We start from the raw sequence: 26,269 nt of genomic DNA on the forward strand, positions 1-26,269 counted from the left end.
TATTACGTGGGTAGGATCAAAATGCCGCTTTATGGTGACTCACAAAAATTCACCACATCCCTCACAACCACCTTATTACGCCCGGTCTCTTTCGCCTCGTAAAGTGCGTTATCAGCCAGTCGATAGATCTCATTTGGGTTTAACGCATTTTCCTGAGTCACAACAGCGCCAATACTAATCGTCACTTTTTGTGGTATAGCGTATTCAGGATTATCGCCAGTTAAACGCTCAACATTTTCCCGAATCCTTTCCGCTAAAGCTTTCGCACGTTCAGTATCGATGTCCGTCAGCAAGACGCCAAACTCTTCGCCGCCGACGCGCGCTAAAAGGTCATCTGGTCGTATGCTTTTCCCAATGATATTCACCACTGTTTTTATCACCTGATCGCCAACCGGATGCCCCCAGGTGTCGTTGACTTTTTTGAAGTGGTCGATATCCATAATCATGACGCAATAAGGCGTTTTTTGGGCTGATGCTGATTGAACTGTCAGTTCATTAAAAAAATAATTTCTGTTAAATATATTGGTTAAGGGATCGCGATGTGCAATGTTCTTTGTTACTCGTAGCGCACTGAATATATGGCACATAAATATTACCATAACGGTTAACTTACTGACTACTTCAATAGTGCGACTAATATACCAAGTGGACACGCTATACCTGCTCATAAATAACAGAGAGATATTGTACAGTACGGCACAAAAAGCAATCACCGTCACTCCATTCCAGATATCATAGCGTAAACCATTAAAGTATAGATTAACCGAAAGCAAGGTTAACCACATGAAAATCATTATGGTAACATATGAGGCTTTCCAAACCACCTGACCATTTTCATTGGTTAACTCGGCAATGTGTAAATTGTAGCTCTCATAATGACTAGAAAGTATGTGAGCAACTATCGGCCCCCCAAAAACAAAAAACAAACTTATGCACAAAGTCATTTTTTTGGAAAATAAATTGCGCTGTTTTGTGTTTTCACTAACTTTATTCACCAATGCCAGAAATATTAATATGCACAAACTCATCTGACGAAACAAATAATAGATTGCAATGTCATTTTGGACAACACTGCTTGTCAAACGCTCCTCAATAATTTGCTGAATGATAATGACGGTTATAACAAAGTAAATCAAACAACTCAGAAAAGCCAAACTAAGTACACAGTTTGAAAATTGCCTACGGTCATAAATGAAATACAACTGCATAAAAATAAATGCAACAGTATCGATAAAAAATAAAGCAATCATTACCATCAGATAGGTTGATCGTGGAACAACTTCCTCAACGCCTGGCTGATTAAACCAACTATTCACCAAAACCAAAGCAAGCCCAAACAATAAGCTCACTAATACAGTACTACTAATTCTCAAATAGTCTTTTTCCATAAAGCTACACCAATCTGTAGGTTGTAGATCCCTTTCTATTATTAATAGATATAAGAACTGTACTGTTGTCAATATGAAATTCCGCCCACAAACAATACCGATGATGATAGTTGCTGAATGTAATTATTATTGCCTAAGTGCTTTATACATTGTTTGCAACAAGCCAGGCTTGAAAATACTTATAAATGGTTATAGAAAATCCTTATAAAACATTAATTCATAGATACATTAGGAATAACAATTAAATCCGTGAGTGCCGTAGCGCAGCCTTTCATCAGGACTTTCGAAAAATCCGAAATCATGCATCGGAATTTACTGATTTAATTATTTTAATCCTAATTTATTTTGAAAAAGGCATTGGGATTTATGCCGTATTCCTGAAGATCCTCATCATTGGAATGGATTTTCGGGCGAGAAAAGGATTTTATATGGACACTCTGCTCATCATTTCTTCTTCTCATCATCAACAATTCACGTCTCTCTTCCGCGTTTAATAACGGATTATGAGGTGCAAAAATATCTTTCTTTTCAGTTACCTGTAATTAGATACAGAGAGAGATTTTGGCAATACATGGAGTAATACAGGATGTATTCAAGTAGCAGAAAAAGGTGCCCGAAAACCAAATGGGCTTTGAAACTTCTTACTGCCGCATTTTTAGCAGCGAGTCCCGCGGCGAAGAGTGCTGTTAATAACGCCTATGATGCATTGATTATTGAAGCTCGCAAGGGTAATACTCAGCCAGCTTTGTCATGGTTTGCACTAAAATCAGCACTCAGCAATAACCAAATTGCTGACTGGTTACAGATTGCCTTATGGGCCGGGCAAGATAAACAGGTTATTACCGTTTACAACCGCTACCGTCATCAGCAATTACCAGCGCGTGGTTATGCAGCTGTCGCCGTCGCTTATCGTAACCTGCAACAATGGCAAAACTCGCTTACACTGTGGCAAAAGGCGCTCTCTCTGGAGCCGCAAAATAAGGATTATCAACGGGGACAAATTTTAACCCTGGCAGATGCTGGTCACTATGATACTGCGCTGGTTAAACTTAAGCAGCTTAACTCTGGAGCACCGGACAAAGCCAATTTACTCGCAGAAGCCTATATCTATAAACTGGCGGGGCGTCATCAGGATGAATTACGGGCGATGACAGAGTCATTACCTGAAAATGCATCTACGCAACAATATCCCACAGAATACGTGCAGGCATTACGTAATAATCAACTTGCTGCCGCGATTGACGATGCCAATTTAACGCCAGATATTCGCGCTGATATTCATGCCGAACTGGTCAGACTGTCGTTTATGCCTACGCGCAGTGAAAGTGAACGTTATGCCATTGCCGATCGCGCCCTCGCCCAATACGCTGCATTAGAAATTCTGTGGCACGATAACCCAGACCGCACTGCCCAGTACCAGCGTATTCAGGTTGATCATCTTGGCGCGTTATTAACTCGCGATCGTTATAAAGACGTTATTTCTCACTATCAGCGATTAAAAAAGACGGGGCAAATTATTCCGCCCTGGGGGCAATATTGGGTTGCATCGGCTTATCTCAAAGATCATCAGCCGAAAAAAGCACAGTCAATAATGACCGAGCTCTTTTATCACAAGGAGACCATTGCCCCGGATTTATCCGATGAAGAACTTGCGGATCTCTTTTACAGCCACCTGGAGAGTGAAAATTATCCGGGCGCGCTAACTGTCACCCAACATACCATTAATACTTCGCCGCCTTTCCTTCGGTTAATGGGCACGCCTACGAGCATCCCGAATGATACCTGGTTACAGGGGCATTCGTTTCTCTCAACCGTAGCAAAATATAGTAATGATCTTCCTCAGGCTGAAATGACAGCCAGAGAGCTTGCTTATAACGCACCAGGAAATCAGGGACTGCGCATTGATTACGCGAGTGTGTTACAAGCCCGCGGTTGGCCTCGTGCAGCAGAAAATGAATTAAAAAAAGCAGAAGTGATCGAGCCACGTAATATTAATCTGGAGGTTGAACAAGCCTGGACAGCATTAACGTTACAAGAATGGCAGCAGGCAGCTGTCTTAACGCACGATGTTGTCGAACGTGAACCGCAAGATCCCGGCGTTGTACGATTAAAACGTGCGGTTGATGTACATAATCTTGCAGAGCTTCGTATCGCTGGCTCAACAGGAATTGATGCCGAAGGCCCGGATAGTGGTAAACATGATGTCGACTTAACCACCATCGTTTATTCACCACCGCTGAAGGATAACTGGCGCGGTTTTGCTGGATTCGGTTATGCCGATGGACAATTTAGCGAAGGAAAAGGGATTGTTCGCGACTGGCTTGCGGGTGTTGAGTGGCGGTCACGTAATATCTGGCTCGAGGCAGAGTACGCTGAACGCGTTTTCAATCATGAGCATAAACCCGGCGCGCGCCTGTCTGGCTGGTATGATTTTAATGATAACTGGCGTATTGGTTCGCAACTGGAACGCCTCTCTCACCGCGTTCCATTACGGGCAATGAAAAATGGTGTTACAGGCAACAGTGCTCAGGCTTATGTTCGCTGGTATCAAAATGAGCGGCGTAAGTACGGTGTCTCCTGGGCTTTCACTGATTTTTCCGACAGTAACCAGCGTCATGAAGTCTCACTTGAGGGTCAGGAACGCATCTGGTCTTCACCATATTTGATTGTCGATTTCCTACCCAGTCTGTATTACGAACAAAATACAGAACACGATACCCCATACTACAACCCTATAAAAACGTTCGATATTGTTCCGGCATTTGAGGCAAGCCATTTGTTATGGCGAAGCTATGAAAATAGCTGGGAGCAAATATTCAGCGCAGGTGTTGGTGCCTCCTGGCAAAAACATTATGGCACGGATGTCGTCACCCAACTCGGCTACGGGCAACGCATTAGTTGGAATGACGTGATTGATGCTGGCGCAACGCTACGCTGGGAAAAACGACCTTATGACGGTGACAGAGAACACAACTTATACGTTGAATTCGATATGACATTCAGATTTTAAGGATAAATATGTTACGTAATGGAAATAAATATCTCCTGATGCTGGTGAGTATAATTATGCTCACCGCGTGCATTAGCCAGTCAAGAACATCATTTATACCGCCACAGGATCGCGAATCTTTACTCGCCGAGCAACCGTGGCCGCATAATGGTTTTGTAGCGATTTCATGGCATAACGTTGAAGACGAAGCTGCCGACCAGCGTTTTATGTCAGTGCGGACATCAGCACTGCGTGAACAATTTGCCTGGCTGCGCGAGAACGGTTATCAACCGGTCAGTATTGCTCAAATTCGTGAAGCACATCGAGGAGGAAAACCGCTACCGGAAAAAGCTGTAGTGCTGACTTTTGATGACGGCTACCAGAGTTTTTATACCCGCGTCTTCCCAATTCTTCAGGCCTTCCAGTGGCCTGCTGTATGGGCCCCCGTCGGCAGTTGGGTCGATACGCCAGCGGATAAACAAGTAAAATTTGGCGATGAGTTGGTCGATCGAGAATATTTTGCCACGTGGCAACAAGTGCGAGAAGTTGCGCGTTCCCGGCTCGTTGAGCTCGCTTCTCATACATGGAATTCTCACTACGGTATTCAGGCTAATGCCACCGGCAGCTTATTGCCTGTATATGTAAATCGTGCATATTTTACTGACCACGCACGGTATGAAACCGCAGCAGAATACCGGGAAAGAATTCGTCTGGATGCTGTAAAAATGACGGAATACCTGCGTACAAAGGTTGAGGTAAATCCACACGTTTTTGTTTGGCCTTATGGCGAAGCGAATGGCATAGCGATAGAGGAATTAAAAAAACTCGGTTATGACATGTTCTTCACCCTTGAATCAGGTTTGGCAAATGCGTCGCAATTGGATTCCATTCCGCGGGTATTAATCGCCAATAATCCCTCATTAAAAGAGTTTGCCCAGCAAATTATTACCGTACAGGAAAAATCACCACAACGGATAATGCATATCGATCTTGATTACGTTTATGACGAAAACCTCCAGCAAATGGATCGCAATATTGATGTGCTAATTCAGCGGGTGAAAGATATGCAAATATCAACCGTGTATTTGCAGGCATTTGCTGATCCCGATGGTGATGGGCTGGTCAAAGAGGTCTGGTTTCCAAATCGTTTGCTACCAATGAAAGCAGATATTTTTAGTCGGGTTGCCTGGCAATTACGTACCCGCTCAGGTGTAAACATCTATGCGTGGATGCCGGTATTAAGCTGGGATTTAGATCCCACATTAACGCGAGTAAAATACTTACCAACAGGGGAGAAAAAAGCACAAATTCATCCTGAACAATATCACCGTCTCTCTCCTTTCGATGACAGAGTCAGAGCACAAGTTGGCATGTTATATGAAGATCTTGCCGGACATGCTGCTTTTGATGGCATATTGTTCCACGATGATGCTTTGCTTTCAGATTATGAAGATGCCAGTGCACCGGCTATCACGGCTTATCAGCAAGCAGGCTTTAGCGGGAGTCTGAGCGAAATTCGACAAAACCCGGAGCAATTTAAACAGTGGGCCCGCTTTAAAAGTCGTGCGTTAACTGACTTCACTTTAGAACTTAGTGCGCGCGTAAAAGCCATTCGCGGTCCACATATTAAAACTGCACGAAATATTTTTGCACTTCCGGTAATACAACCTGAAAGTGAAGCCTGGTTTGCACAGAATTATGCTGATTTCCTAAAAAGCTATGACTGGACCGCTATTATGGCTATGCCTTATCTGGAAGGTGTCGCAGAAAAATCGGCTGACCAATGGTTAATACAATTGACCAATCAAATTAAAAACATCCCTCAGGCTAAAGACAAATCTATTTTAGAATTACAGGCACAAAACTGGCAGAAAAATGGTCAGCATCAGGCTATTTCTTCGCAACAACTCGCTCACTGGATGAGCCTATTACAACTGAATGGAGTGAAAAACTATGGTTATTATCCCGACAATTTTCTGCATAACCAACCTGAAATAGACCTTATTCGTCCTGAGTTTTCAACAGCCTGGTATCCGAAAAATGATTAATCGCATCGTATCGTTTTTTATATTATGTCTGGTGTTATGCATACCCCTATGCGTAGCGTACTTTCACTCTGGTGAACTGATGATGAGGTTCGTTTTCTTCTGGCCGTTTTTTATGTCCATTATGTGGATTGTTGGCGGCGTCTATTTCTGGGTCTATCGTGAACGCCACTGGCCGTGGGGAGAAAACGCACCAGCTCCCCAGTTGAAAGATAATCCGTCTATCTCCATTATCATTCCCTGTTTTAATGAGGAGAAAAACGTTGAGGAAACCATACACACCGCTTTAGCACAGCGTTATGAGAACATTGAAGTTATTGCCGTAAATGACGGTTCAACAGATAAAACCCGTGCCATCCTGGATCGCATGGCTGCACAAATTCCCCATTTGCGGGTCATTCATCTGGCGCAAAACCAGGGGAAAGCCATTGCGCTTAAAACCGGAGCTGCCGCGGCGAAAAGTGAATATCTGGTGTGCATTGATGGCGATGCGTTATTAGACCGCGATGCGGCGGCATATATTGTGGAACCGATGTTGTACAACCCGCGTGTGGGTGCCGTAACCGGTAATCCTCGTATTCGAACACGTTCTACCCTGGTGGGTAAAATTCAGGTTGGCGAGTATTCCTCAATTATTGGTTTGATCAAGCGAACCCAGCGTATCTATGGAAACGTATTTACCGTTTCCGGTGTTATTGCCGCATTTCGTCGCAGCGCCCTGGCAGAAGTGGGTTACTGGAGTGACGATATGATCACCGAAGATATTGATATTAGCTGGAAGCTGCAGTTGAATCAGTGGACGATTTTTTACGAGCCACGGGCACTGTGCTGGATATTAATGCCTGAAACGTTAAAAGGGCTGTGGAAACAGCGCCTGCGCTGGGCTCAGGGCGGTGCAGAAGTATTCCTCAAAAATATGACAAGGTTGTGGCGCAAAGAAAACTTTCGAATGTGGCCGCTGTTTTTTGAATACTGCCTGACGACAATATGGGCCTTCACCTGCCTGGTCGGTTTCATTATTTACGCAGTCCAACTTGCCGGTGTACCGTTAAATATTGAATTGACACATATCGCTGCGACACATACTGCCGGAATATTATTGTGTACGTTATGTTTACTGCAATTTATTGTCAGCCTGATGATCGAGAATCGCTATGAGCATAATCTGACTTCATCGCTTTTCTGGATTATTTGGTTCCCGGTTATTTTCTGGATGCTGAGCCTGGCAACGACATTGGTATCATTTACACGAGTCATGTTGATGCCTAAAAAGCAACGCGCCCGTTGGGTAAGTCCCGATCGCGGGATTCTGAGAGGTTAATATGAACAATTTAATTATTACGACCCGACAATCACCAGTACGTTTACTGGTTGATTATGTTGCCACAACCATCTTGTGGACATTATTTGCGTTGTTCATATTCTTATTCGCCATGGATCTGCTGACGGGTTATTACTGGCAAAGCGAGGCCAGAAGCCGACTTCAGTTCTATTTTTTGCTGGCAGTGGCGAATGCCGTCGTGTTAATTGTCTGGGCGCTGTACAATAAGCTGCGTTTTCAAAAACAGCAGCATCATGCAGCCTACCAATATACGCCGCAAGAATATGCAGAGAGCTTAGCAATACCTGATGAGCTCTATCAGCAACTACAAAAAAGCCACAGGATGAGCGTACACTTCACCAGCCAGGGGCAAATAAAAATGGTTGTTTCAGAAAAAGCGCTAGTCCGGGCATAAACACCCAAAACAAAGCCCGGTTCGCCCGGGCTCTGCACCGATAACACACTTAACTGTAGGCATGCAGCGTACGTTGGCAAAGTGCCGAACGTACGCAGTCCTCTTTACCGAACCGGACGATCCCAACCATTTCATCTTCTTCGAAACGTTCCAGCGCGTCACTTAATCCGGAGCACACGCCGCGAGGCAAATCGCATTGCGTGATATCACCGTTGACGATAACCGTCACGTTCTCCCCGAGGCGGGTTAAAAACATTTTCATTTGCGCGGCAGTCACATTCTGCGCCTCGTCAAGAATGACGACTGCATTTTCAAAGGTACGTCCACGCATATAGGCGAACGGCGCAATTTCCACCTTCCCTATTTCCGGTCGCAGGCAGTACTGCATAAAGGAAGCCCCTAAGCGCCGGACCAGCACGTCGTAGACCGGGCGAAAATAGGGAGCAAACTTTTCTGCGATATCTCCAGGTAAGAAGCCAAGATCTTCATCGGCTTGCAGAACTGGACGGGTGACGATAATCCTGTCGACATCCTTATGTATCAGGGCCTCTGCCGCTTTTGCTGCGCTGATCCAGGTTTTTCCGCACCCGGCTTCGCCCGTGGCGAATATCAGCTGCTTACTCTCAATAGCCTTCAGATAGTGCAATTGCGCTTCATTTCGCGCGAGGATGGGCGAAGTATCGCGACTGTCGCGGGCCATACCAATGGCTTCTACGCCGCCCATCTGCACAAGCGAGGTGACCGATTCTTCTTCACGCTGCTTATGGCTGCGCGAATCCCGTCTCAGCACACGTTTTGCCTCGCGACGAGCTTTGATCACTGCTTTTTGTCTTCCCATGGAGAGCACCTTGAGTTGTTTGTATTCATCACACGCGCCGTTGGCAGCGCGATTATGCGCACGAACATCAGAGGGTTGGCTTCCTTGTAAGCCATAGTTTGCTTTTGGATAAAATGCCGAAAAACGGCTACGCGCACCGTTTACGGCGTCGGTAACACATGAAAAGAAAGGATGAGGTTGAAAATGCAAAGTGACGAGATGACTACCGGAGGAGAAAACTCCGCGAGTGGTGGCGCGTTGATTATCTAAAACATGTCCAGTACAGGACGTTACCATCCGCGATCTCCATAGTGACTGACTATCACTGCCGGGAACTTCCGCTGCTACTTAATAAGTACAACAGATCTCGCATTTATTGCAACAATATATTTACTTATATTTAACTATAAAACACCATTTCAGTGACATTAGTTTCTACTGGAAAGATGACAGAGTGATGACAGTGATGAAAAAAGCTGTGTGCTTTCAGCAGGATTTGCATCAGGCATCAGTGCACGATCGCCGGATGCGGCGTGAACGCCTTATCCAGCCTACCAAACCCGCACTGATTGTAGGCATGATAAGACGCGCAAGCGTCGCATCAGGCATCTGCGCACAAATGCCTTATCCGCCTAAAAACATTAAACCCGCAATAACGCGCTTCCGAAATAATCGTTCGCGTCCTTCACCCCCGGCAGCGCAAAAAAATAACCGCCGCCGATAGGTTTAACGTATTCCTCCAGCGCTTCGCCATTGAGCCTTTTTTGTACTGTCAGGAAGCCTTTTTCCAGATCGTGTTGGTAGCAGACAAACAGCAACCCCATATCCAGTTGCCCGGAGTTGGTGACGCCCAGTGAATAACTGTAGCCACGACGCAGCATCAGGCTGGACTCACTCTCCGCCGTGCGGGGATTCGCCAGCCGGATATGGCTGTCCAGCGCGATCACCTTCCCTTCCGGGTCGCTGGCGTAATCAGGCACATCATGCTCATGCTGCATTCCCAGCGGCGCACCGGTTTGCTTATCACGGCCAAAAATCGTCTGCTGTTCTTTCAGCGGCGTTCTGTCCCAAAATTCCACTCGAAACTGAATCAAGCGTACTGCCTGATAGCTGCCACCGATTGTCCACGCAGGCTCCTGCTGATCTGCCGTTACCCACACCACTTTTTGCATCAACTTATCATTCTGGCTATCGGGATTGGCAGTGCCGTCTTTGAAACCCAGCAAATTAATCGGCGTCTCTTTGCCTTTACTACGCGCCGCGTGATCGGAAATAAACCCTTCCCGCTTCCAGCGCACACTGAGCAAATCCGGCGTGTGTTTGATGATATCGCGCAGCGCATGGATAACCGTGTCCTGGGTGTTGGCGCAAATCTGTAGCAACACATCACCATGACATAACGCCGCATCCAGCGAGTCGTTGGGGAAACGCGTCATCTTCTGCAGCTTTTTTGGCATCTGTGGCGCAAGGCCAAAGCGCTCATCAAACAATGAGTGACCCACCGATAACGTGATGGTGAGATTATCGGGCGCAATGTAGCCGCCAAGAATGCCGGAATCGAGTGGTGGCAGGCGCGGATTTGGCGTTTCTGGTGCTGCTCCGCCCTGAGTCAGAAAAGCAAAACGCTGAGTCAACAAGCGAAACAACCGCTCAAGATCGGCTTTATCGCTGGCAAGCACATCAAACGCCACCAGCATCATTGCGGCCTGTTGTGGCGTCAGGATCCCTGCCTGATGCTCACCATAAAACGGCTGTTTCTCATTGCGAGCATCCGGTGAAAGCGTACCCGGCGCACTTTGCGTTTTTTGTGCATGAGCGACCGGACAACTTCCCGCCAGCGCCAGTGCACCTATCACTTTCAGTAAACGTCGGCGTGACGGTTCATTCACGCCGTTTTCATCTTTATACTGCATAACGCTTAATCCAGTCCCAGCACACCGCGAAGTTGCGCCAGATCTTCCGCCAGCGCAGTAATCGGTCCTTTCAGTGCATTCCGGTCGGCATCGGTCAATTTGTCGTAGGTTTCAAAACCGTCTTTAGTACGGTATTTCGCCAGAATGGTATCGACCTTTTTAAAGTTGGCATCGACTTTTGCCAGCAGTTCCGGGTTGGCTTTTTGCAGTTGTGGACGCAGCAAATCGACAATTTTCTGCGAGCCTTCAACGTTAGCCTGGAAATCCCACAGATCGGTGTGGCTGTAGCGATCTTCTTCACCGCTAATTTTGCTGGCTGCCACTTCCTCAATCAGTCCGGCTGCGCCGCCGACCACTTTTGAAGGTGGGAAAGCCAGTTCACTGATGCGTTTTTGCAAATCGACCACATCGGTATAAAGCTGCTCAGCGTACTGATCCATCCCTTTGGTGGTGTTGTCGCCAAACAATGCTTTTTCCAGACGGTGGAAACCAGTGAATTTTGGGTCGGCGGCTTTTTGCTCGTAATCATCTTCACGGGCGTCAATGCTGCCATCCAGATCGGAGAACAGTTCAGCAATCGGTTCAATACGCTCATAGTGCTGGCGCGTCGGTGCATACAGTGCTTTCGCTTTTTCGATATCGCCTGCTTTAATCGCGTCGGTAAAGGCTTTGGTGTCGGTCACCAGCTGCGTGGTTTCCGCCATGACATACGCTTTATATGCAGTAATTGCACCACCAAGACTTAACAGCGCATCACTTTGCGCCGCATCCGCCGTTGCCTCACCTTTGACGATCAACTTCCCTTTCGGGTTAGTCAGCAGACCGCAGGTCATATCGTATTCGCCAGGCTGTAAATTCGCCGTCATTTTCTGGCTAAAGCCAGGGGCGATATTTTCCCGCTCTTCCACCACCATCACGCCTTTGAGGATCTCCCACTCCAGCGCCTTCTGGCTGTGGTTCTGAATAATGAACTGTGTTTTCCCGGCGTTAACCGTAATGGTCATCGGTTCGCACTGCTTATCCGTCACGGTCACTTTGACCTGCGGCACATCAGCGGCGTTAGCCATAAAAGCAGAAGAAAACAGCGCAGCCACGCTCAACTGCAATGCGTTACGGCGGAAGTTAATGGTCATGACGAGACTATCCCTTTAAAGTATGTTGTAACTAAGCAAGAGTTTGCGTCGTATTTGTTACGCGGAGCGAGACGCTGTCGCCCCTGCGCGTGGTGGCAGAGCAAATGCCACCAGCGCCGGGATGAGATAAATAAACCAGACGGCGACTTCGCTGACGCTCGGCGCTTCCTGATAGCCAAAAATCCCTTCCATCAGCGTGCCAAACAGCGAGTGAGTTGAGAGCACCGCACTCATATCGAAGGCGATTTCCTGAAAGTGGTTCCACAATCCGGCTTCATGAAATGCGCGAATGGCACCAGCTGCCAGCCCTGCGGCGACGAAGAGAATAAACAGGCTGGTCCATTTAAAAAATGCACCAAGATTGAGGCGAATACCGCCCCAGTAGAGCAGGAAGCCTAGCACCACGGCAGTAGCAAGACCGAGCATTGCACCCAGCGGCGGCCAGATCCCGACATCTTGTTGAAATGCCGCCAGCAGGAAAAAGACCGACTCCAGCCCTTCCCTTGCAACGGCAAAAAAGACCATCATCACCAGCGCCCAGCCATGATGATTTCCACGCTGCAATGCGCTATCGACTGCCTGTTCCAGTTGCACTTTGACGTTGCGCGACACTTTGCGCATCCAGAAAACCATCCAGGTAAGGATCACCACGGCGATCACCGCCACGATACCTTCAAACAGTTCCTGTTCTTTTTGCGGAAATTCGCCGGTGGTTTCGTTAATGAAGATACCCAAGCCCAGGCACAACGCAGCGGCAAGCAACACGCCAATCCACATCACACAATCCATCGGCCTCGCTGGGTACGCTTAAGATAGCTGGCAATCAAACTGACAATCAGCGCGGCTTCAAGTCCTTCGCGCAACATAATGAGAAACGGAACAAACATGCCACCCACCCTTAAACGTTTTTCTGAGTCAATCTATGCAAAGAAAAGTAAATCGCAGTGATAGCGATTATCATTACGGCAAAGAAAAACACAAGCGGAATGTTTATAAAATGATGTTGGAATGTAAACAAAGAGAGGTAATGCCAAGGGATATAAACGATTATTCCAGGGTAGAAAGATGGGATTGTTTGCAAAGAACCATGTGTTCTTGCCGGATGCCGCGTAAACGCCGTATCCAGCCGACAAAACTGTCCAGACTCAATGCATCAGAGCTTCCATGTAAAACTGATAAGCGGGTGTATCAAGCAATTTCGTCCATCCGCGATTATCAAATCTAACTTTTTGCCCGGAACATAATAACAGCTCGGGTGTTGGTGGCGTCAAAATCGCTGAAGCGTTCCCCGAAGGCCGGGACAGCAGGGGGCGGCGGCGATTGGCCGCCCCCTGCGCGCTCCCTGCACCATTCAATTTATATGGCGAGGCACATTAAGGGAGCGCAACCCGCTGCTGAAGCCAAACAAAACCGCCGCAGGCTAAGTCCCTTAGCTTTCCTGCAACCGTGACGGCGGAGCCGAATGATAGTGCGCATCGGCCTCGGCAAAGCGTTTTTGCATCGCCGCTGACGGCGCTTTACCCAGCAAACTAAACACTACAATCCCAATACTGCCGAAGATAAAGCCCGGAATAATTTCGTACAGTCCCAGCCAGCCGAACTGTTTCCAGACGATAACCGTCAGCGCACCGATGATCATCCCCGCCAGCGCACCGTTACGCGTCATGCGTGACCACATCACCGAGAACAGCACCACTGGACCAAACGCCGCGCCAAAGCCTGCCCACGCGTAGCTCACTAAGCCCAGCACGCGGTTTTCCGGGTTTGCCGCCAGCGCAATCGCCACCAGCGCCACCACCAGCACCATCACACGCCCTACCCACACCAGCTCTTTCTGGCTGGCATGTTTACGCAGAAACGCTTTGTACAAATCTTCGGTAATCGCACTGGAGCACACCAGCAGCTGGCAACTTAAGGTTGACATTACCGCCGCCAGAATTGCCGACAGCAGAATCCCGGCAATCCACGGGTTAAACAGAATTTGCGCCAGTTCGATAAACACACGCTCGGCGTTCTGATTTACCGCACCAGCCAACGCCGGATGATCGTTAAAGTAAGCAATCCCAAAGAAGCCGACAGCCACCGCCCCTGCCAGGCAGAGGATCATCCAGGTCATACTAATACGACGCGCATGGACAATGCTGTGGTGAGAATCCGCCGCCATAAAACGCGCCAGAATGTGCGGCTGCCCGAAGTAACCCAGCCCCCAACCCATCAGTGAGATAATGGCAACAAAGTTCAGACCTTTGAGCATATCAACGTTTTCGATGCTCTTTTGTTTGATCACTTCCAGCGAGTCACCAAAGCCACCGACACTGATAATGACGATAACCGGCGTCAGGATCAGGGCAAAAATCATCAGGCTGGCCTGTACAGTGTCAGTCCAGCTCACCGCGAGGAAACCGCCAATAAAGGTGTAAAGGATCGTCGCCGCAGCGCCCGCCCACAGAGCCGTTTCGTAGCTCATGCCAAAGGTACTTTCAAACAGACGCGCGCCTGCCACAATGCCCGAAGCGCAATAAATGGTGAAGAACAGCAAAATAACCAGCGCAGAGATAATGCGCAAAATGCGGCTTTTATCTTCAAAGCGCCCGGTGAAATAATCCGGCAGTGTTAAGGCGTTATTGTTGTATTCGGTATGCACACGCAACCGCCCGGCCACCAGCTTCCAGTTAATCCACGCGCCTAATGTCAGGCCAATGGCGATCCAGCTTTCGGAAATCCCGGAAAGAAAAACAGCGCCCGGCAACCCCATTAACAGCCAGCCGCTCATATCCGACGCACCCGCCGATAATGCCGTCACGAATGGCCCAAGACTACGACCGCCCAGAATATAGTCGTCAAAGTTTTTCGTTGATCGCCAGGCGATAAACCCAATCAATATCATGCCAAAGATATAGACACAAAATGTCACCAACATCGGTGTGCTAATAGCCATCTAAAGTCTCCAAAAAATTATTATCGGCAATGTCGAAACTTGCCGTTATATCTGCCACCGGAACGGGGTAACAGAGTTTATGTTTTACCAGGGCGACCGTATCCTGCCGGAAGCGCTGGTTATTCACAATCGATTTAACACACCATTTACATTAAATTTTAGTGCTCAGCGACACTATTTTTCATCAGGTTGCACTCTCTCACATTTTTTGCGGTTGCACCTTTCAAAAATGTTAACTGCCGCAGAGAAAAAGTCTGAGTTATTTTTTTAATCCCTGTCATATCGATTTCTTTTATTAACATTTCATTCATTTTTAAGCTTGCTACGCATGTCACATTTAACATGGTTGCACAAAGTTGCAACATCATGGATATTTCACGATAACGTTAAGTTGCACCTTTCTGAACAACAGGAGTAATGGCATGGGAACCACCACCATGGGGGTTAAGCTGGACGACGCGACGCGTGAGCGTATTAAGTCTGCCGCGACACGTATCGATCGCACACCACACTGGTTAATTAAGCAGGCGATTTTTTCTTATCTCGAACAACTGGAAAACAGCGATACTCTGCCGGAGCTACCTGCGCTGCTTTCTGGCGCGGCCAATGAGAGCGATGAAGCACCGACTCCGGCAGAGGAACCACACCAGCCATTCCTCGACTTTGCCGAGCAAATATTGCCCCAGTCGGTTTCCCGCGCCGCGATCACCGCGGCCTATCGCCGCCCGGAAACCGAAGCGGTTTCTATGCTGCTGGAACAAGCCCGCCTGCCGCAGCCAGTTGCTGAACAGGCGCACAAACTGGCGTATCAGCTGGCCGATAAACTGCGTAATCAAAAAAATGCCAGTGGTCGCGCAGGTATGGTCCAGGGGTTATTGCAGGAGTTTTCGCTGTCATCGCAGGAAGGCGTGGCGCTGATGTGTCTGGCGGAAGCGTTGTTGCGTATTCCCGACAAAGCCACCCGCGACGCGTTAATTCGCGACAAAATCAGCAACGGTAACTGGCAGTCACACATTGGTCGTAGCCCGTCACTGTTTGTTAATGCCGCCACCTGGGGGCTGCTGTTTACTGGCAAACTGGTTTCCACCCATAACGAAGCCAGCCTCTCCCGCTCGCTGAACCGCATTATCGGTAAAAGCGGTGAACCGCTGATCCGCAAAGGTGTGGATATGGCGATGCGCCTGATGGGTGAGCAGTTCGTCACTGGCGAAACCATCGCGGAAGCGTTAGCCAATGCCCGCAAGCTGGAAGAGAAAGGTTTCCGTTACTCTTACGATATGCTGGGCGAAGCCGCGCTGACCGCCGCAGATGCACAGGCGTATATGGTTTCCTATCAGCAGGCGATTCACGCCATCGGTAAAGCGTCTAACGGTCGTGGCATCTATGAAGGGCCGGGCATTTCAATCAAACTGTCGGCGCTGCATCCGCGTTATAGCCGCGCCCAGTATGACCGGGTAATGGAAGAGCTTTACCCGCGTCTGAAATCACTCACCCTGCTGGCGCGTCAGTACGATATTGGTATCAACATTGACGCCGAAGAGTCCGATCGCCTGGAGATCTCCCTCGATCTGCTGGAAAAACTCTGTTTCGAGCCGGAACTGGCAGGCTGGAACGGCATCGGTTTTGTTATTCAGGCTTATCAAAAACGCTGCCCGTTGGTGATCGATTACCTGATTGATCTCGCCACCCGCAGCCGTCGCCGTCTGATGATTCGCCTGGTGAAAGGCGCGTACTGGGATAGTGAAATTAAGCGTGCGCAGATGGACGGCCTTGAAGGTTATCCGGTTTATACCCGCAAGGTGTATACCGACGTTTCTTATCTCGCCTGTGCGAAAAAGCTGCTGGCGGTGCCGAATCTAATCTACCCGCAGTTCGCGACGCACAACGCCCATACGCTGGCGGCGATTTATCAACTGGCGGGGCAGAACTACTACCCGGGTCAGTACGAGTTCCAGTGCCTGCATGGTATGGGCGAGCCACTGTATGAGCAGGTCACCGGGAAAGTTGCCGACGGCAAACTTAACCGTCCGTGTCGTATTTATGCTCCGGTTGGCACACATGAAACGCTGTTGGCGTATCTGGTGCGTCGCCTGCTGGAAAACGGTGCTAACACCTCGTTTGTTAACCGTATTGCCGACACCTCTTTGCCACTGGATGAACTGGTCGCCGATCCGGTCACTGCTGTAGAAAAACTGGCGCAACAGGAAGGGCAAACTGGATTACCGCATCCGAAAATTCCCCTGCCGCGCGATCTTTACGGTCACGGGCGCGACAACTCGGCAGGGCTGGATCTCGCTAACGAACACCGCCTGGCCTCGCTCTCCTCTGCCCTGCTCAATAGTGCACTGCAAAAATGGCAGGCCTTGCCAATGCTGGAACAACCGGTAGCGGCAGGTGAGATGTCGCCCGTTATTAACCCTGCGGAACCGAAAGATATTGTGGGCTATGTGCGTGAAGCCACGCCGCGTGAAGTAGAACAGGCGCTGGAAAGTGCGGTTAATAACGCGCCAATCTGGTTTGCCACGCCTCCGGCTGAACGCGCAGCGATTTTGCACCGCGCTGCCGTGCTGATGGAAAGCCAGATGCAGCAACTGATTGGTATTCTGGTGCGTGAGGCCGGAAAAACCTTCAGTAACGCCATTGCCGAAGTGCGCGAAGCGGTCGATTTTCTCCACTACTACGCCGGACAGGTGCGGGATGATTTCGCTAACGAAACCCACCGTCCATTAGGGCCTGTGGTGTGTATCAGTCCGTGGAACTTCCCGCTGGCTATTTTCACCGGGCAGATCGCCGCCGCACTGGCGGCAGGTAACAGCGTGCTGGCAAAACCGGCAGAACAAACGCCGCTGATTGCCGCGCAAGGGATCGCCATTTTGCTGGAAGCGGGTGTACCGCCAGGCGTGGTGCAATTGCTGCCAGGTCGGGGTGAAACCGTGGGCGCGCAACTGACGGGTGATGATCGCGTGCGCGGGGTGATGTTTACCGGTTCAACCGAAGTCGCTACGTTACTGCAGCGCAATATCGCCAGCCGCCTGGACGCTCAGGGTCGCCCTATTCCGCTCATCGCTGAAACCGGCGGCATGAACGCGATGATTGTCGATTCTTCAGCACTGACCGAACAGGTCGTCGTGGATGTACTGGCCTCGGCGTTCGACAGTGCGGGTCAGCGTTGTTCGGCGCTGCGCGTGCTGTGCCTGCAAGATGAGATTGCCGACCACACGTTGAAAATGCTGCGCGGCGCAATGGCCGAATGCCGGATGGGTAATCCGGGTCGCCTGACCACCGATATCGGTCCAGTGATTGATAGCGAAGCGAAAGCCAATATTGAGCGCCATATTCAGACCATGCGTAGCAAAGGCCGTCCGGTGTTCCAGGCGGTGCGGGAAAACAGCGAAGATGCCCGTGAATGGCAAAGCGGCACCTTTGTCGCCCCGACGCTGATCGAACTGGATGACTTTGCCGAATTGCAAAAAGAGGTCTTTGGTCCGGTGCTGCATGTGGTGCGTTACAACCGTAACCAGCTACCAGAGCTGATCGAGCAGATTAACGCTTCCGGTTATGGTCTGACGCTTGGCGTCCATACGCGCATTGATGAAACCATCGCCCAGGTCACTGGCTCGGCCCATGTTGGTAACCTGTATGTTAACCGTAATATGGTGGGCGCAGTGGTTGGTGTGCAGCCGTTCGGCGGCGAAGGGTTGTCCGGTACCGGGCCGAAAGCAGGCGGTCCGCTCTATCTCTACCGTCTGCTGGCGAATCGCCCGGAAAGTGCGCTGGCAGTGACGCTCGCGCGTCAGGATGCAAAGTATCCGGTCGATGCGCAGTTGAAAGCCGCATTGACTCAGCCGCTAAATGCACTGCGGGAATGGGCAGCAAATCGTCCAGAATTGCAGGCGTTATGTACGCAATATGGCGAGCTGGCGCAGGCAGGAACACAACGATTGCTGCCGGGGCCGACGGGTGAACGCAACACCTGGACGCTGCTGCCGCGTGAGCGCGTGTTGTGTATTGCCGATGATGAGCAGGATGCGCTGACTCAGCTCGCCGCCGTGCTGGCGGTGGGCAGCCAGGTACTGTGGCCGGATGACGCGCTGCATCGTCAGTTAGTGAAGGCATTGCCATCGGCAGTCAGCGAACGTATTCAACTGGCGAAAGCGGAAAATATAACCGCTCAACCGTTTGATGCGGTGATCTTCCACGGTGATTCGGATCAGCTTCGCGCATTGTGTGAAGCAGTTGCCGCGCGGGATGGCACAATTGTTTCGGTGCAGGGTTTTGCCCGTGGCGAAAGCAATATCCTTCTGGAACGGCTGTATATCGAGCGTTCGCTGAGTGTGAATACCGCTGCCGCTGGCGGTAACGCCAGCTTAATGACTATAGGTTAAACAGGTAGCCGGAGGATGTTACAACCTCCTCCGGCATCTTTAACGTGGTCGAATCCCCTCAATAATAATCCGCTGCACGTTTTCAACCGTTTGATTGAAAAATACCTCATCGCGCAACGTCGCGCCTGTCACCGCCTCCACCTGAGGGGCGAAATCGGCGTAATGTTGAGTGGAAGCCCAAATCATAAAAATCAAATGCTGCGGATCAATCGGCGCGAGTTTGCCGCTTTTGACCCAACCGGCAATCAGCGCCGATTTCTCATCAATTAATGCCTTCAAATCGCCCGTCAGTTCATCCATTAACAGCGGCGCGCCTGCCAGCATCTCCATACAGAACAGGCGCGAAGCCTGCGGATAATCGCGTGAGACTTCCAGCTTCAGACGGATGTACTCTTTGATCGCCGCCAGCGGGGCGAAATCTTCACGAAACGCTTTTAACGGTGCCAGCCAGATATCGAGAATCTGCCGCAGCACGGCAATATACAGCGCCTCTTTTGACGGAAAGTAATACAGCAGATTGGTTTTTGAAACACCCGCCAACTCTGCGATCTGCTCCAGCCTTGTGCCGTGAAAACCGAATTGTGAAAAAGTGTCCAGTGCTGCGCTAAGAATCGCTTTTTTCTTCGCGCTTACTGCGCGCGAACGTTTACCCGTTGTTTTCACTGCGCCTTGCGTCATGCGCTCTCCCCTCTTGTAGATTGGCAACAGGATAGCAAAACCCCCGCCCGGCCTCGACCTTCTGCACTCTCATCGCGCACAGATGCATGTTTTATGTGCAACTGTTTTGACCGTTTAGTCCACTTTTTACCAGATATTTTAGATAACGTAATGTTAACAGATTAATAACATTAACTTTTTAAAAACTGGCATCCGCTTTGCAAACAAGCCAATACGCGGCTGAAAAGGATATGCAGGATGCAGCGCCCCGTCTGACTTTCACTTTACGAGACGAAGAGAGGTTGATGATGAAAATTGGCGTATTCGTACCTATTGGCAACAACGGCTGGCTCATTTCGACCCACGCGCCGCAGTACATGCCGACCTTTGAACTGAATAAAGCCATTGTGCAAAAAGCGGAGCACTACCATTTCGATTTCGCCCTGTCGATGATCAAACTGCGTGGCTTTGGCGGCAAAACTGAGTTCTGGGATCACAACCTTGAGTCGTTCACCTTGATGGCGGGGCTGGCGGCCGTGACCTCGCGCATTCAGATTTACGCCACTGCTGCCACCTTAACGTTACCTCCGGCAATCGTCGCCCGTATGGCCGCAACCATCGACTCCATCTCTGGCGGGCGTTTTGGCGTCAACCTCGTGACTGGCTGGCAAAAGCCCGAGTATGAGCAGATGGGTATCTGGCCTGGCGATGACTATTTCTCCCGTCGTTACGACTATCTCACCGAATATGTTCAGGTGCTGCGCGACCTGTGGGGCACGGGGAAAAGCGATTTTAAAGGCGATTTTTTCACCATGAATGATTGTCGCGTGAGTCCGCAACCGAGTGTCCCCATGAAAGTGATCTGCGCCGGGCAAAGCGACGCTGGCATGGCGTTCTCCGCCCGGTATGCCGATTTCAACTTCTGTTTCGGCAAAGGCGTAAATACACCCACGGCTTTCGCCCCGACCGCTGCGCGGATGAAACAGGCCGCAGAGCAAACCGGACGCGACGTTGGCTCTTATGTGTTGTTTATGGTGATTGCCGATGAAACCGACGATGCCGCTCGCGCCAAATGGGAACACTACAAAGCGGGCGCGGATGAAGAGGCGTTAAGCTGGCTAACCGAACAAAGTCAGAAAGATACCCGCTCCGGTACTGACACCAACGTTCGTCAGATGGCCGATCCCACTTCGGCGGTAAACATCAATATGGGGACGTTAGTCGGTTCTTACGCCAGTGTCGCGCGCATGTTAGATGAAGTCGCAAGCGTGCCTGGTGCCGAAGGCGTGCTGTTAACCTTCGACGATTTTCTGTCGGGAATCGAAACCTTCGGCGAGCGCATTCAACCACTGATGCAATGCCGCGCCCATCTACCTGCGCTGACTCAGGAGGTGGCATGATGACGACCTTAACCGCTCGACCGGAAGCCATTACCTTCGATCCGCAGCAAAGTGCGCTGATCGTGGTGGATATGCAAAACGCTTATGCCACGCCAGGCGGCTACTTAGATCTCGCCGGGTTTGATGTCTCAACCACTCGCCCGGTCATTGCCAACATTCAAACCGCCGTGACCGCAGCGCGAGCGGCAGGGATGCTGATCATCTGGTTTCAAAATGGCTGGGATGAACAGTATGTCGAGGCTGGCGGACCCGGCTCACCGAATTTTCATAAATCGAACGCCCTGAAAACCATGCGTAAGCAGCCGCAGCTGCAGGGGAAATTGCTGGCGAAAGGCTCCTGGGATTATCAACTGGTGGATGAACTGGTGCCGCAGCCTGGCGATATTGTGCTGCCGAAGCCGCGCTACAGCGGTTTCTTCAATACGCCGCTGGACAGCATTTTGCGCAGCCGCGGAATACGCCATCTGGTTTTCACCGGCATCGCTACCAACGTCTGCGTCGAATCGACGCTACGCGACGGCTTTTTTCTGGAGTATTTCGGCGTGGTGCTTGAAGACGCAACTCACCAGGCGGGGCCGAAATTTGCGCAGAAAGCCGCGTTGTTCAATATCGAAACCTTTTTTGGCTGGGTCAGCGACGTCGAAACATTCTGCGACGCGCTTTCTCCCACGTCCTTTGCTCATATCGCTTAAGGAGTTTAACGATGCCAAAATCCGTAATTATTCCCGCTGGCAGCAGCGCACCGCTGGCCCCCTTCGTTCCCGGCACGCTGGCTGATGGCGTGGTGTATGTCTCCGGTACGCTGGCTTTTGATCAACATAATAACGTGCTGTTTGCCGATGACCCAAAGGCGCAAACCCGCCACGTTCTGGAAACTATCCGCAAGGTGATCGAGACGGCGGGTGGCACGATGGCGGATGTGACCTTCAACAGCATCTTTATTACCGACTGGAAAAATTACGCCGCGATTAACGAAATCTACGCCGAGTTTTTTCCGGGTGATAAACCGGCGCGATTCTGCATTCAGTGCGGACTGGTAAAACCTGACGCGCTGGTGGAAATCGCCACAATTGCGCATATCGCCAAGTGAGGCCGCGATGAAACTTTCACTCTCACCTCCCCCTTATGCTGATGCGCCCGTAGTGGTGTTGATTTCGGGTCTTGGGGGTAGCGGCAGTTACTGGTTACCGCAACTGGCGGTGCTGGAGCAGGAGTATCAGGTAGTCTGTTACGACCAGCGCGGCACCGGCAATAATCCCGACACGCTGGCAGAAGATTACAGTATCGCCCAGATGGCAGCGGAACTGCATCAGGCGCTGGTAGCCGCAGGGATTGAGCATTACGCAGTGGTCGGCCATGCGCTCGGTGCGCTGGTGGGAATGCAGCTGGCGCTGGATTATCCCGCGTCGGTAACTGTGCTGATCAGCGTTAACGGCTGGCTACGAATAAACGCCCATACGCGCCGCTGTTTTCAGGTTCGCGAACGATTACTGTATAGCGGCGGCGCGCAGGCATGGGTGGAAGCGCAGCCGTTGTTCCTCTATCCCGCCGACTGGATGGCGGCCCGCGCACCTCGCCTGGAGGCAGAAGACGCGCTGGCACTGGCGCATTTTCAGGGCAAAAATAATTTACTGCGTCGACTTAACGCCCTCAAACGCGCTGACTTTAGTCACCATGCGGATCGCATCCGCTGCCCGGTGCAAATCATCTGCGCCAGTGATGATCTGCTGGTGCCAACAGCATGTTCCAGTGAACTTCATGCCGCCCTGCCCGATAGCCAGAAAATGGTGATGCCCTATGGCGGACACGCCTGCAACGTGACCGATCCCGAAACGTTTAATGCTCTGTTACTCAACGGGCTTGCCAGCCTGTTACATCACCGTGAAGCCGCCCTGTAAGGAATTGCTATGAACGAAGCCGTTAGCCCAGGTGCGCTTAGCACCCTGTTCACCGATGCCCGCACTCACAACGGCTGGCGGGAGACACCCGTCAGCGATGAGACGTTACGGGAGATTTATGCCCTGATGAAATGGGGGCCGACATCAGCTAACTGTTCTCCGGCACGGATCGTGTTTACCCGCACGGCAGAAGGAAAAGAACGTCTGCGCCCGGCACTTTCCAGCGGCAATCTGCAAAAAACCCTGACCGCGCCCGTCACCGCTATCGTCGCCTGGGACAGTGAATTTTATGAACGGTTACCACTACTGTTTCCCCACGGTGATGCCCGCAGTTGGTTTACCTCCAGCCCACAACTTGCCGAAGAAACAGCGTTTCGCAACAGTTCCATGCAGGCGGCCTATCTGATCGTCGCCTGCCGGGCGCTGGGACTGGATACCGGCCCGATGTCGGGCTTTGACCGTCAACACGTGGACGACGCCTTTTTTACGGGCAGCACGCTGAAGAGCAATCTGCTGATTAATATCGGCTATGGCGATAGCAGCAAGCTTTATGCGCGCCTGCCACGTCTGTCCTTTGAAGAAGCCTGCGGGCTGTTGTAAGGAGCAAACTATGAACATTGTCGATCAACAAACTTTTCGCGATGCGATGTCCTGCATGGGCGCGGCGGTCAATATTATCACCACGGACGGTCCAGCCGGGCGCGCCGGGTTCACCGCCAGCGCCGTCTGCAGTGTGACCGATACGCCGCCCACATTACTGGTGTGCCTGAATCGTGGGGCGTCCGTCTGGCCGGCATTCAATGAAAATCGAACGCTGTGTGTAAATACACTTAGCGCCGGGCAGGAGCCGCTTTCAAACCTTTTTGGCGGCAAAACGCCCATGGAACACCGCTTTGCCGCCGCCCGCTGGCAGACGGGGGTGACCGGATGCCCGCAACTGGAAGAGGCTCTGGTTTCGTTTGACTGCCGTATCAGCCAGGTGGTGAGCGTCGGCACCCACGACATTCTGTTTTGCGCCATCGAAGCGATTCATCGTCACACCACACCCTACGGGCTGGTGTGGTTCGATCGCAGTTATCACGCGCTGATGCGCCCTGCTTGTTAACCTCCTTAAGGAGACAGCTGATGGCAATGTTCGGTTTTCCTCACTGGCAGTTAAAATCGACCTCTACAGAGAGCGGCGTGGTCGCGCCGGATGAACGATTGCCGTTTGCTCAGACGGCAGTAATGGGCGTTCAACACGCGGTGGCGATGTTTGGCGCGACGGTGTTAATGCCGATTCTGATGGGGCTGGATCCCAATCTTTCCATTTTAATGTCGGGGATCGGCACGTTACTGTTTTTCTTTATTACCGGCGGGCGCGTCCCCAGTTATCTCGGCTCCAGCGCGGCTTTTGTCGGCGTGGTGATCGCCGCGACGGGCTTTAACGGTCAGGGCATTAACCCGAATATCAGCATTGCGCTGGGCGGGATTATCGCCTGTGGGCTGGTTTATACCGTCATTGGCCTGGTGGTGATGAAAATCGGTACGCGCTGGATTGAACGACTGATGCCGCCGGTGGTGACGGGTGCGGTGGTGATGGCGATTGGCCTGAACTTAGCGCCTATCGCAGTGAAAAGTGTATCGGCTTCGGCCTTTGATAGCTGGATGGCGGTAATGACGGTGCTGTGTATTGGGCTGGTGGCGGTGTTTACCCGTGGCATGATCCAGCGGTTATTGATTCTCGTAGGATTAATTGTCGCCTGTCTGCTGTATGGCGTGATGACCAACGTTTTAGGGCTGGGAAAAGCCGTCGATTTTACTCTCGTCAGCCATGCTGCCTGGTTCGGTCTGCCACATTTTTCCACTCCTGCTTTTAATGGTCAGGCAATGATGCTGATTGCGCCCGTGGCGGTGATTCTGGTGGCGGAAAACTTAGGTCATCTCAAGGCAGTCGCCGGGATGACCGGACGCAATATGGACCCGTATATGGGGCGGGCATTCGTAGGCGATGGTCTGGCAACGATGCTTTCCGGCTCTGTCGGCGGTAGCGGCGTGACCACCTATGCTGAAAATATCGGTGTGATGGCCGTGACCAAAGTCTACTCGACGCTGGTGTTTGTTGCTGCTGCCGTCATCGCCATGCTGTTGGGCTTTTCACCGAAATTTGGTGCGCTGATTCATACCATTCCGGCCGCGGTTATTGGTGGTGCATCAATTGTTGTGTTCGGGCTGATTGCCGTCGCAGGCGCAAGGATATGGGTACAAAACCGTGTCGATTTAAGCCAGAACGGTAATTTGATTATGGTCGCAGTAACCTTAGTGCTGGGCGCGGGTGATTTTGCTCTCACGCTGGGCGGTTTTACGTTGGGAGGGATTGGTACAGCAACCTTTGGCGCGATTTTACTCAATGCGTTGTTAAGCAGAAAGTTGGTTGACGTTCCACCGCCAGAAGTTGTTCATCAGGAGCCATAAACAGAAAACCGCCGGGGTTACCGGCGGTGCAGATTGTTGACAACGTACGCATTGTTCATGCCGGATGCGGCGTAAACGCCTTATCCGGCCTACAAAACAGTGCAAATTCAATATATTGCAATCTTCTGGTAGGCCTGATAAGCATCGCGCATCAGGCAAGCTTACATTTGTCATCAGTATCAACCACCGGGTAACCGGCGGTGATGGCTTTTTGACGAGCTACAGACAAAAATGCATTCGTCATTGATTAGCCCGGCTAGTTGTCGCTTTTGCCGTGACTGCTCTTACCACCTTTTTTACCTGCTTCAGATGCGCGCTGCGGGTCATTCTTGAAATTACCCCCGCTGTGCTGTCCACCTTTTTTACCTGCTTCTGATGCTCTTTCGCGGTCTTCTGCAAAATTGCCGGAACCGCCTCGATGGTTTGCCATTACTGACCTCCGTCTGGGTATAGACATCATATTGCATAGAATTAACGCGGCGTATGGCGGCTGCCATATTTTCGCTACGTGGGACT

The 26,269-nt window shown here is 50.7% G+C and carries 20 protein-coding genes and 1 pseudogene; 12 read left to right on the plus strand and 9 right to left on the minus strand.

The window, feature by feature from the left end:
• Positions 1 to 29 precede the first annotated feature (29 nt).
• Positions 30 to 1,388, minus strand: coding sequence for a GGDEF domain-containing protein (locus KXD89_RS13645; RefSeq protein WP_000409873.1), 1,359 nt, complete (start codon positions 1,386 to 1,388; stop codon positions 30 to 32).
• A gap of 586 nt (positions 1,389 to 1,974) precedes the next feature.
• On the opposite strand from KXD89_RS13645, the gene pgaA reads away from it, so the two are divergent.
• From pgaA to pgaD, 4 genes are read left to right on the plus strand one after another with little or no spacing between them, the layout of a single operon-like run.
• The gene (pgaA, locus tag KXD89_RS13650; protein ID WP_000287458.1) at positions 1,975 to 4,398 is read left to right on the plus strand and encodes a poly-beta-1,6 N-acetyl-D-glucosamine export porin PgaA; all 2,424 of its coding nucleotides are present in this window, start codon (positions 1,975 to 1,977) and stop codon (positions 4,396 to 4,398) included.
• Positions 4,399 to 4,406: 8 nt separating this feature from the next.
• The gene (pgaB, locus tag KXD89_RS13655) at positions 4,407 to 6,425 is read left to right on the plus strand and encodes a poly-beta-1,6-N-acetyl-D-glucosamine N-deacetylase PgaB (RefSeq protein WP_000945561.1); all 2,019 of its coding nucleotides are present in this window, start codon (positions 4,407 to 4,409) and stop codon (positions 6,423 to 6,425) included.
• Positions 6,418 to 7,743, plus strand: coding sequence for a poly-beta-1,6-N-acetyl-D-glucosamine synthase (gene pgaC / locus KXD89_RS13660; RefSeq protein WP_021577303.1), 1,326 nt, complete (start codon positions 6,418 to 6,420; stop codon positions 7,741 to 7,743). Before pgaB ends, pgaC begins: the two co-directional genes overlap by 8 nt.
• A gap of 1 nt (position 7,744) precedes the next feature.
• Positions 7,745 to 8,158, plus strand: a complete 414-nt coding sequence (gene pgaD, locus KXD89_RS13665) for a poly-beta-1,6-N-acetyl-D-glucosamine biosynthesis protein PgaD (RefSeq protein WP_001061095.1) — start codon at positions 7,745 to 7,747, stop codon at positions 8,156 to 8,158.
• Positions 8,159 to 8,207: 49 nt separating this feature from the next.
• Here pgaD and phoH read toward each other — a convergent pair whose 3' ends face one another.
• From phoH to KXD89_RS13695, 6 genes and pseudogenes are all read right to left on the minus strand, one after another.
• Entirely contained in the window at positions 8,208 to 8,996 is a 789-nt protein-coding gene (gene phoH / locus KXD89_RS13670; RefSeq protein WP_000533522.1) for a phosphate starvation-inducible protein PhoH, read from the minus strand.
• Between the two features lie 620 nt (positions 8,997 to 9,616).
• The gene (efeB, locus tag KXD89_RS13675; protein ID WP_001199471.1) at positions 9,617 to 10,888 is read right to left on the minus strand and encodes an iron uptake transporter deferrochelatase/peroxidase subunit; all 1,272 of its coding nucleotides are present in this window, start codon (positions 10,886 to 10,888) and stop codon (positions 9,617 to 9,619) included.
• A gap of 5 nt (positions 10,889 to 10,893) precedes the next feature.
• Positions 10,894 to 12,021, minus strand: coding sequence for an iron uptake system protein EfeO (efeO, locus tag KXD89_RS13680; protein WP_000154398.1), 1,128 nt, complete (start codon positions 12,019 to 12,021; stop codon positions 10,894 to 10,896).
• A gap of 57 nt (positions 12,022 to 12,078) precedes the next feature.
• Positions 12,079 to 12,908 (minus strand): annotated as a pseudogene (gene efeU / locus KXD89_RS13685) (iron uptake transporter permease EfeU).
• 542 nt (positions 12,909 to 13,450) lie between these two features.
• Positions 13,451 to 14,959, minus strand: coding sequence for a sodium/proline symporter PutP (gene putP / locus KXD89_RS13690; RefSeq protein ID WP_001018479.1), 1,509 nt, complete (start codon positions 14,957 to 14,959; stop codon positions 13,451 to 13,453).
• A gap of 158 nt (positions 14,960 to 15,117) precedes the next feature.
• Positions 15,118 to 15,327 (minus strand): hypothetical protein, encoded by a 210-nt coding sequence (locus KXD89_RS13695; protein ID WP_000979516.1) that lies wholly within the window; start codon positions 15,325 to 15,327, stop codon positions 15,118 to 15,120.
• Between the two features lie 54 nt (positions 15,328 to 15,381).
• Between KXD89_RS13695 and putA the strand changes: the two genes are divergently transcribed.
• Positions 15,382 to 19,344 carry a trifunctional transcriptional regulator/proline dehydrogenase/L-glutamate gamma-semialdehyde dehydrogenase gene (gene putA / locus KXD89_RS13700; protein WP_001326840.1) on the plus strand — a complete coding sequence of 1,321 codons (3,963 nt, stop codon included), beginning with the start codon at positions 15,382 to 15,384 and terminating at the stop codon, positions 19,342 to 19,344.
• Positions 19,345 to 19,383: 39 nt separating this feature from the next.
• Here the strand turns inward: putA and rutR are convergent, their stop codons facing one another.
• Positions 19,384 to 20,022: an HTH-type transcriptional regulator RutR gene (gene rutR, locus KXD89_RS13705; protein ID WP_000191701.1), complete on the minus strand. Its 639-nt coding sequence runs from the start codon at positions 20,020 to 20,022 to the stop codon at positions 19,384 to 19,386.
• A gap of 287 nt (positions 20,023 to 20,309) precedes the next feature.
• Here rutR and rutA point away from each other — a divergent pair, with 287 nt between their 5' ends.
• From rutA to rutG, 7 genes are read left to right on the plus strand one after another with little or no spacing between them, the layout of a single operon-like run.
• Positions 20,310 to 21,401: a pyrimidine utilization protein A gene (gene rutA, locus KXD89_RS13710; protein WP_001340618.1), complete on the plus strand. Its 1,092-nt coding sequence runs from the start codon at positions 20,310 to 20,312 to the stop codon at positions 21,399 to 21,401.
• Positions 21,401 to 22,093 (plus strand): peroxyureidoacrylate/ureidoacrylate amidohydrolase RutB, encoded by a 693-nt coding sequence (gene rutB, locus KXD89_RS13715; protein WP_001393558.1) that lies wholly within the window; start codon positions 21,401 to 21,403, stop codon positions 22,091 to 22,093. The genes rutA and rutB overlap by 1 nt, the downstream gene beginning before the upstream one ends.
• A gap of 11 nt (positions 22,094 to 22,104) precedes the next feature.
• Entirely contained in the window at positions 22,105 to 22,491 is a 387-nt protein-coding gene (gene rutC / locus KXD89_RS13720; RefSeq protein WP_001126780.1) for a 3-aminoacrylate deaminase, read from the plus strand.
• A 7-nt stretch (positions 22,492 to 22,498) separates the two neighbouring features.
• Positions 22,499 to 23,299: a pyrimidine utilization protein D gene (gene rutD / locus KXD89_RS13725; RefSeq protein WP_000777653.1), complete on the plus strand. Its 801-nt coding sequence runs from the start codon at positions 22,499 to 22,501 to the stop codon at positions 23,297 to 23,299.
• A gap of 9 nt (positions 23,300 to 23,308) precedes the next feature.
• Positions 23,309 to 23,899: a malonic semialdehyde reductase gene (locus tag KXD89_RS13730; RefSeq protein WP_001001176.1), complete on the plus strand. Its 591-nt coding sequence runs from the start codon at positions 23,309 to 23,311 to the stop codon at positions 23,897 to 23,899.
• Between the two features lie 10 nt (positions 23,900 to 23,909).
• Positions 23,910 to 24,404 carry an NADH-dependent FMN reductase RutF gene (gene rutF / locus KXD89_RS13735; protein WP_001028083.1) on the plus strand — a complete coding sequence of 165 codons (495 nt, stop codon included), beginning with the start codon at positions 23,910 to 23,912 and terminating at the stop codon, positions 24,402 to 24,404.
• A gap of 20 nt (positions 24,405 to 24,424) precedes the next feature.
• Positions 24,425 to 25,753: a pyrimidine utilization transport protein G gene (gene rutG, locus KXD89_RS13740; RefSeq protein ID WP_001326838.1), complete on the plus strand. Its 1,329-nt coding sequence runs from the start codon at positions 24,425 to 24,427 to the stop codon at positions 25,751 to 25,753.
• 256 nt (positions 25,754 to 26,009) lie between these two features.
• Here rutG and KXD89_RS13745 read toward each other — a convergent pair whose 3' ends face one another.
• On the minus strand, positions 26,010 to 26,183 hold the full coding sequence (locus KXD89_RS13745; protein ID WP_001273658.1) for a general stress protein: 174 nt from the start codon (positions 26,181 to 26,183) through the stop codon (positions 26,010 to 26,012).
• Positions 26,184 to 26,269: the final 86 nt, after the last annotated feature.

It is taken from the genome of Escherichia sp. TC-EC600-tetX4 (genome assembly GCF_019356055.1).
Lineage (GTDB): Bacteria > Pseudomonadota > Gammaproteobacteria > Enterobacterales > Enterobacteriaceae.

Coding starts and splice junctions, on each gene's coding strand:
- rutF (WP_001028083.1), top strand. CDS start 23,910: ATGAACATTGTCGATCAACAAACTTTTCGCGATGCGATGTCCTGCATG.
- rutR (WP_000191701.1), bottom strand. CDS start 20,022: ATGACGCAAGGCGCAGTGAAAACAACGGGTAAACGTTCGCGCGCAGTA.
- pgaC (WP_021577303.1), top strand. CDS start 6,418: ATGATTAATCGCATCGTATCGTTTTTTATATTATGTCTGGTGTTATGC.
- putP (WP_001018479.1), bottom strand. CDS start 14,959: ATGGCTATTAGCACACCGATGTTGGTGACATTTTGTGTCTATATCTTT.
- pgaA (WP_000287458.1), top strand. CDS start 1,975: ATGTATTCAAGTAGCAGAAAAAGGTGCCCGAAAACCAAATGGGCTTTG.
- efeO (WP_000154398.1), bottom strand. CDS start 12,021: ATGACCATTAACTTCCGCCGTAACGCATTGCAGTTGAGCGTGGCTGCG.
- KXD89_RS13730 (WP_001001176.1), top strand. CDS start 23,309: ATGAACGAAGCCGTTAGCCCAGGTGCGCTTAGCACCCTGTTCACCGAT.
- pgaB (WP_000945561.1), top strand. CDS start 4,407: ATGTTACGTAATGGAAATAAATATCTCCTGATGCTGGTGAGTATAATT.
- putA (WP_001326840.1), top strand. CDS start 15,382: ATGGGAACCACCACCATGGGGGTTAAGCTGGACGACGCGACGCGTGAG.
- rutB (WP_001393558.1), top strand. CDS start 21,401: ATGACGACCTTAACCGCTCGACCGGAAGCCATTACCTTCGATCCGCAG.
- rutG (WP_001326838.1), top strand. CDS start 24,425: ATGGCAATGTTCGGTTTTCCTCACTGGCAGTTAAAATCGACCTCTACA.
- rutC (WP_001126780.1), top strand. CDS start 22,105: ATGCCAAAATCCGTAATTATTCCCGCTGGCAGCAGCGCACCGCTGGCC.
- pgaD (WP_001061095.1), top strand. CDS start 7,745: ATGAACAATTTAATTATTACGACCCGACAATCACCAGTACGTTTACTG.
- KXD89_RS13645 (WP_000409873.1), bottom strand. CDS start 1,388: ATGGAAAAAGACTATTTGAGAATTAGTAGTACTGTATTAGTGAGCTTA.
- efeB (WP_001199471.1), bottom strand. CDS start 10,888: ATGCAGTATAAAGATGAAAACGGCGTGAATGAACCGTCACGCCGACGT.
- phoH (WP_000533522.1), bottom strand. CDS start 8,996: ATGGGAAGACAAAAAGCAGTGATCAAAGCTCGTCGCGAGGCAAAACGT.
- KXD89_RS13745 (WP_001273658.1), bottom strand. CDS start 26,183: ATGGCAAACCATCGAGGCGGTTCCGGCAATTTTGCAGAAGACCGCGAA.
- KXD89_RS13695 (WP_000979516.1), bottom strand. CDS start 15,327: ATGATGTTGCAACTTTGTGCAACCATGTTAAATGTGACATGCGTAGCA.
- rutA (WP_001340618.1), top strand. CDS start 20,310: ATGAAAATTGGCGTATTCGTACCTATTGGCAACAACGGCTGGCTCATT.
- rutD (WP_000777653.1), top strand. CDS start 22,499: ATGAAACTTTCACTCTCACCTCCCCCTTATGCTGATGCGCCCGTAGTG.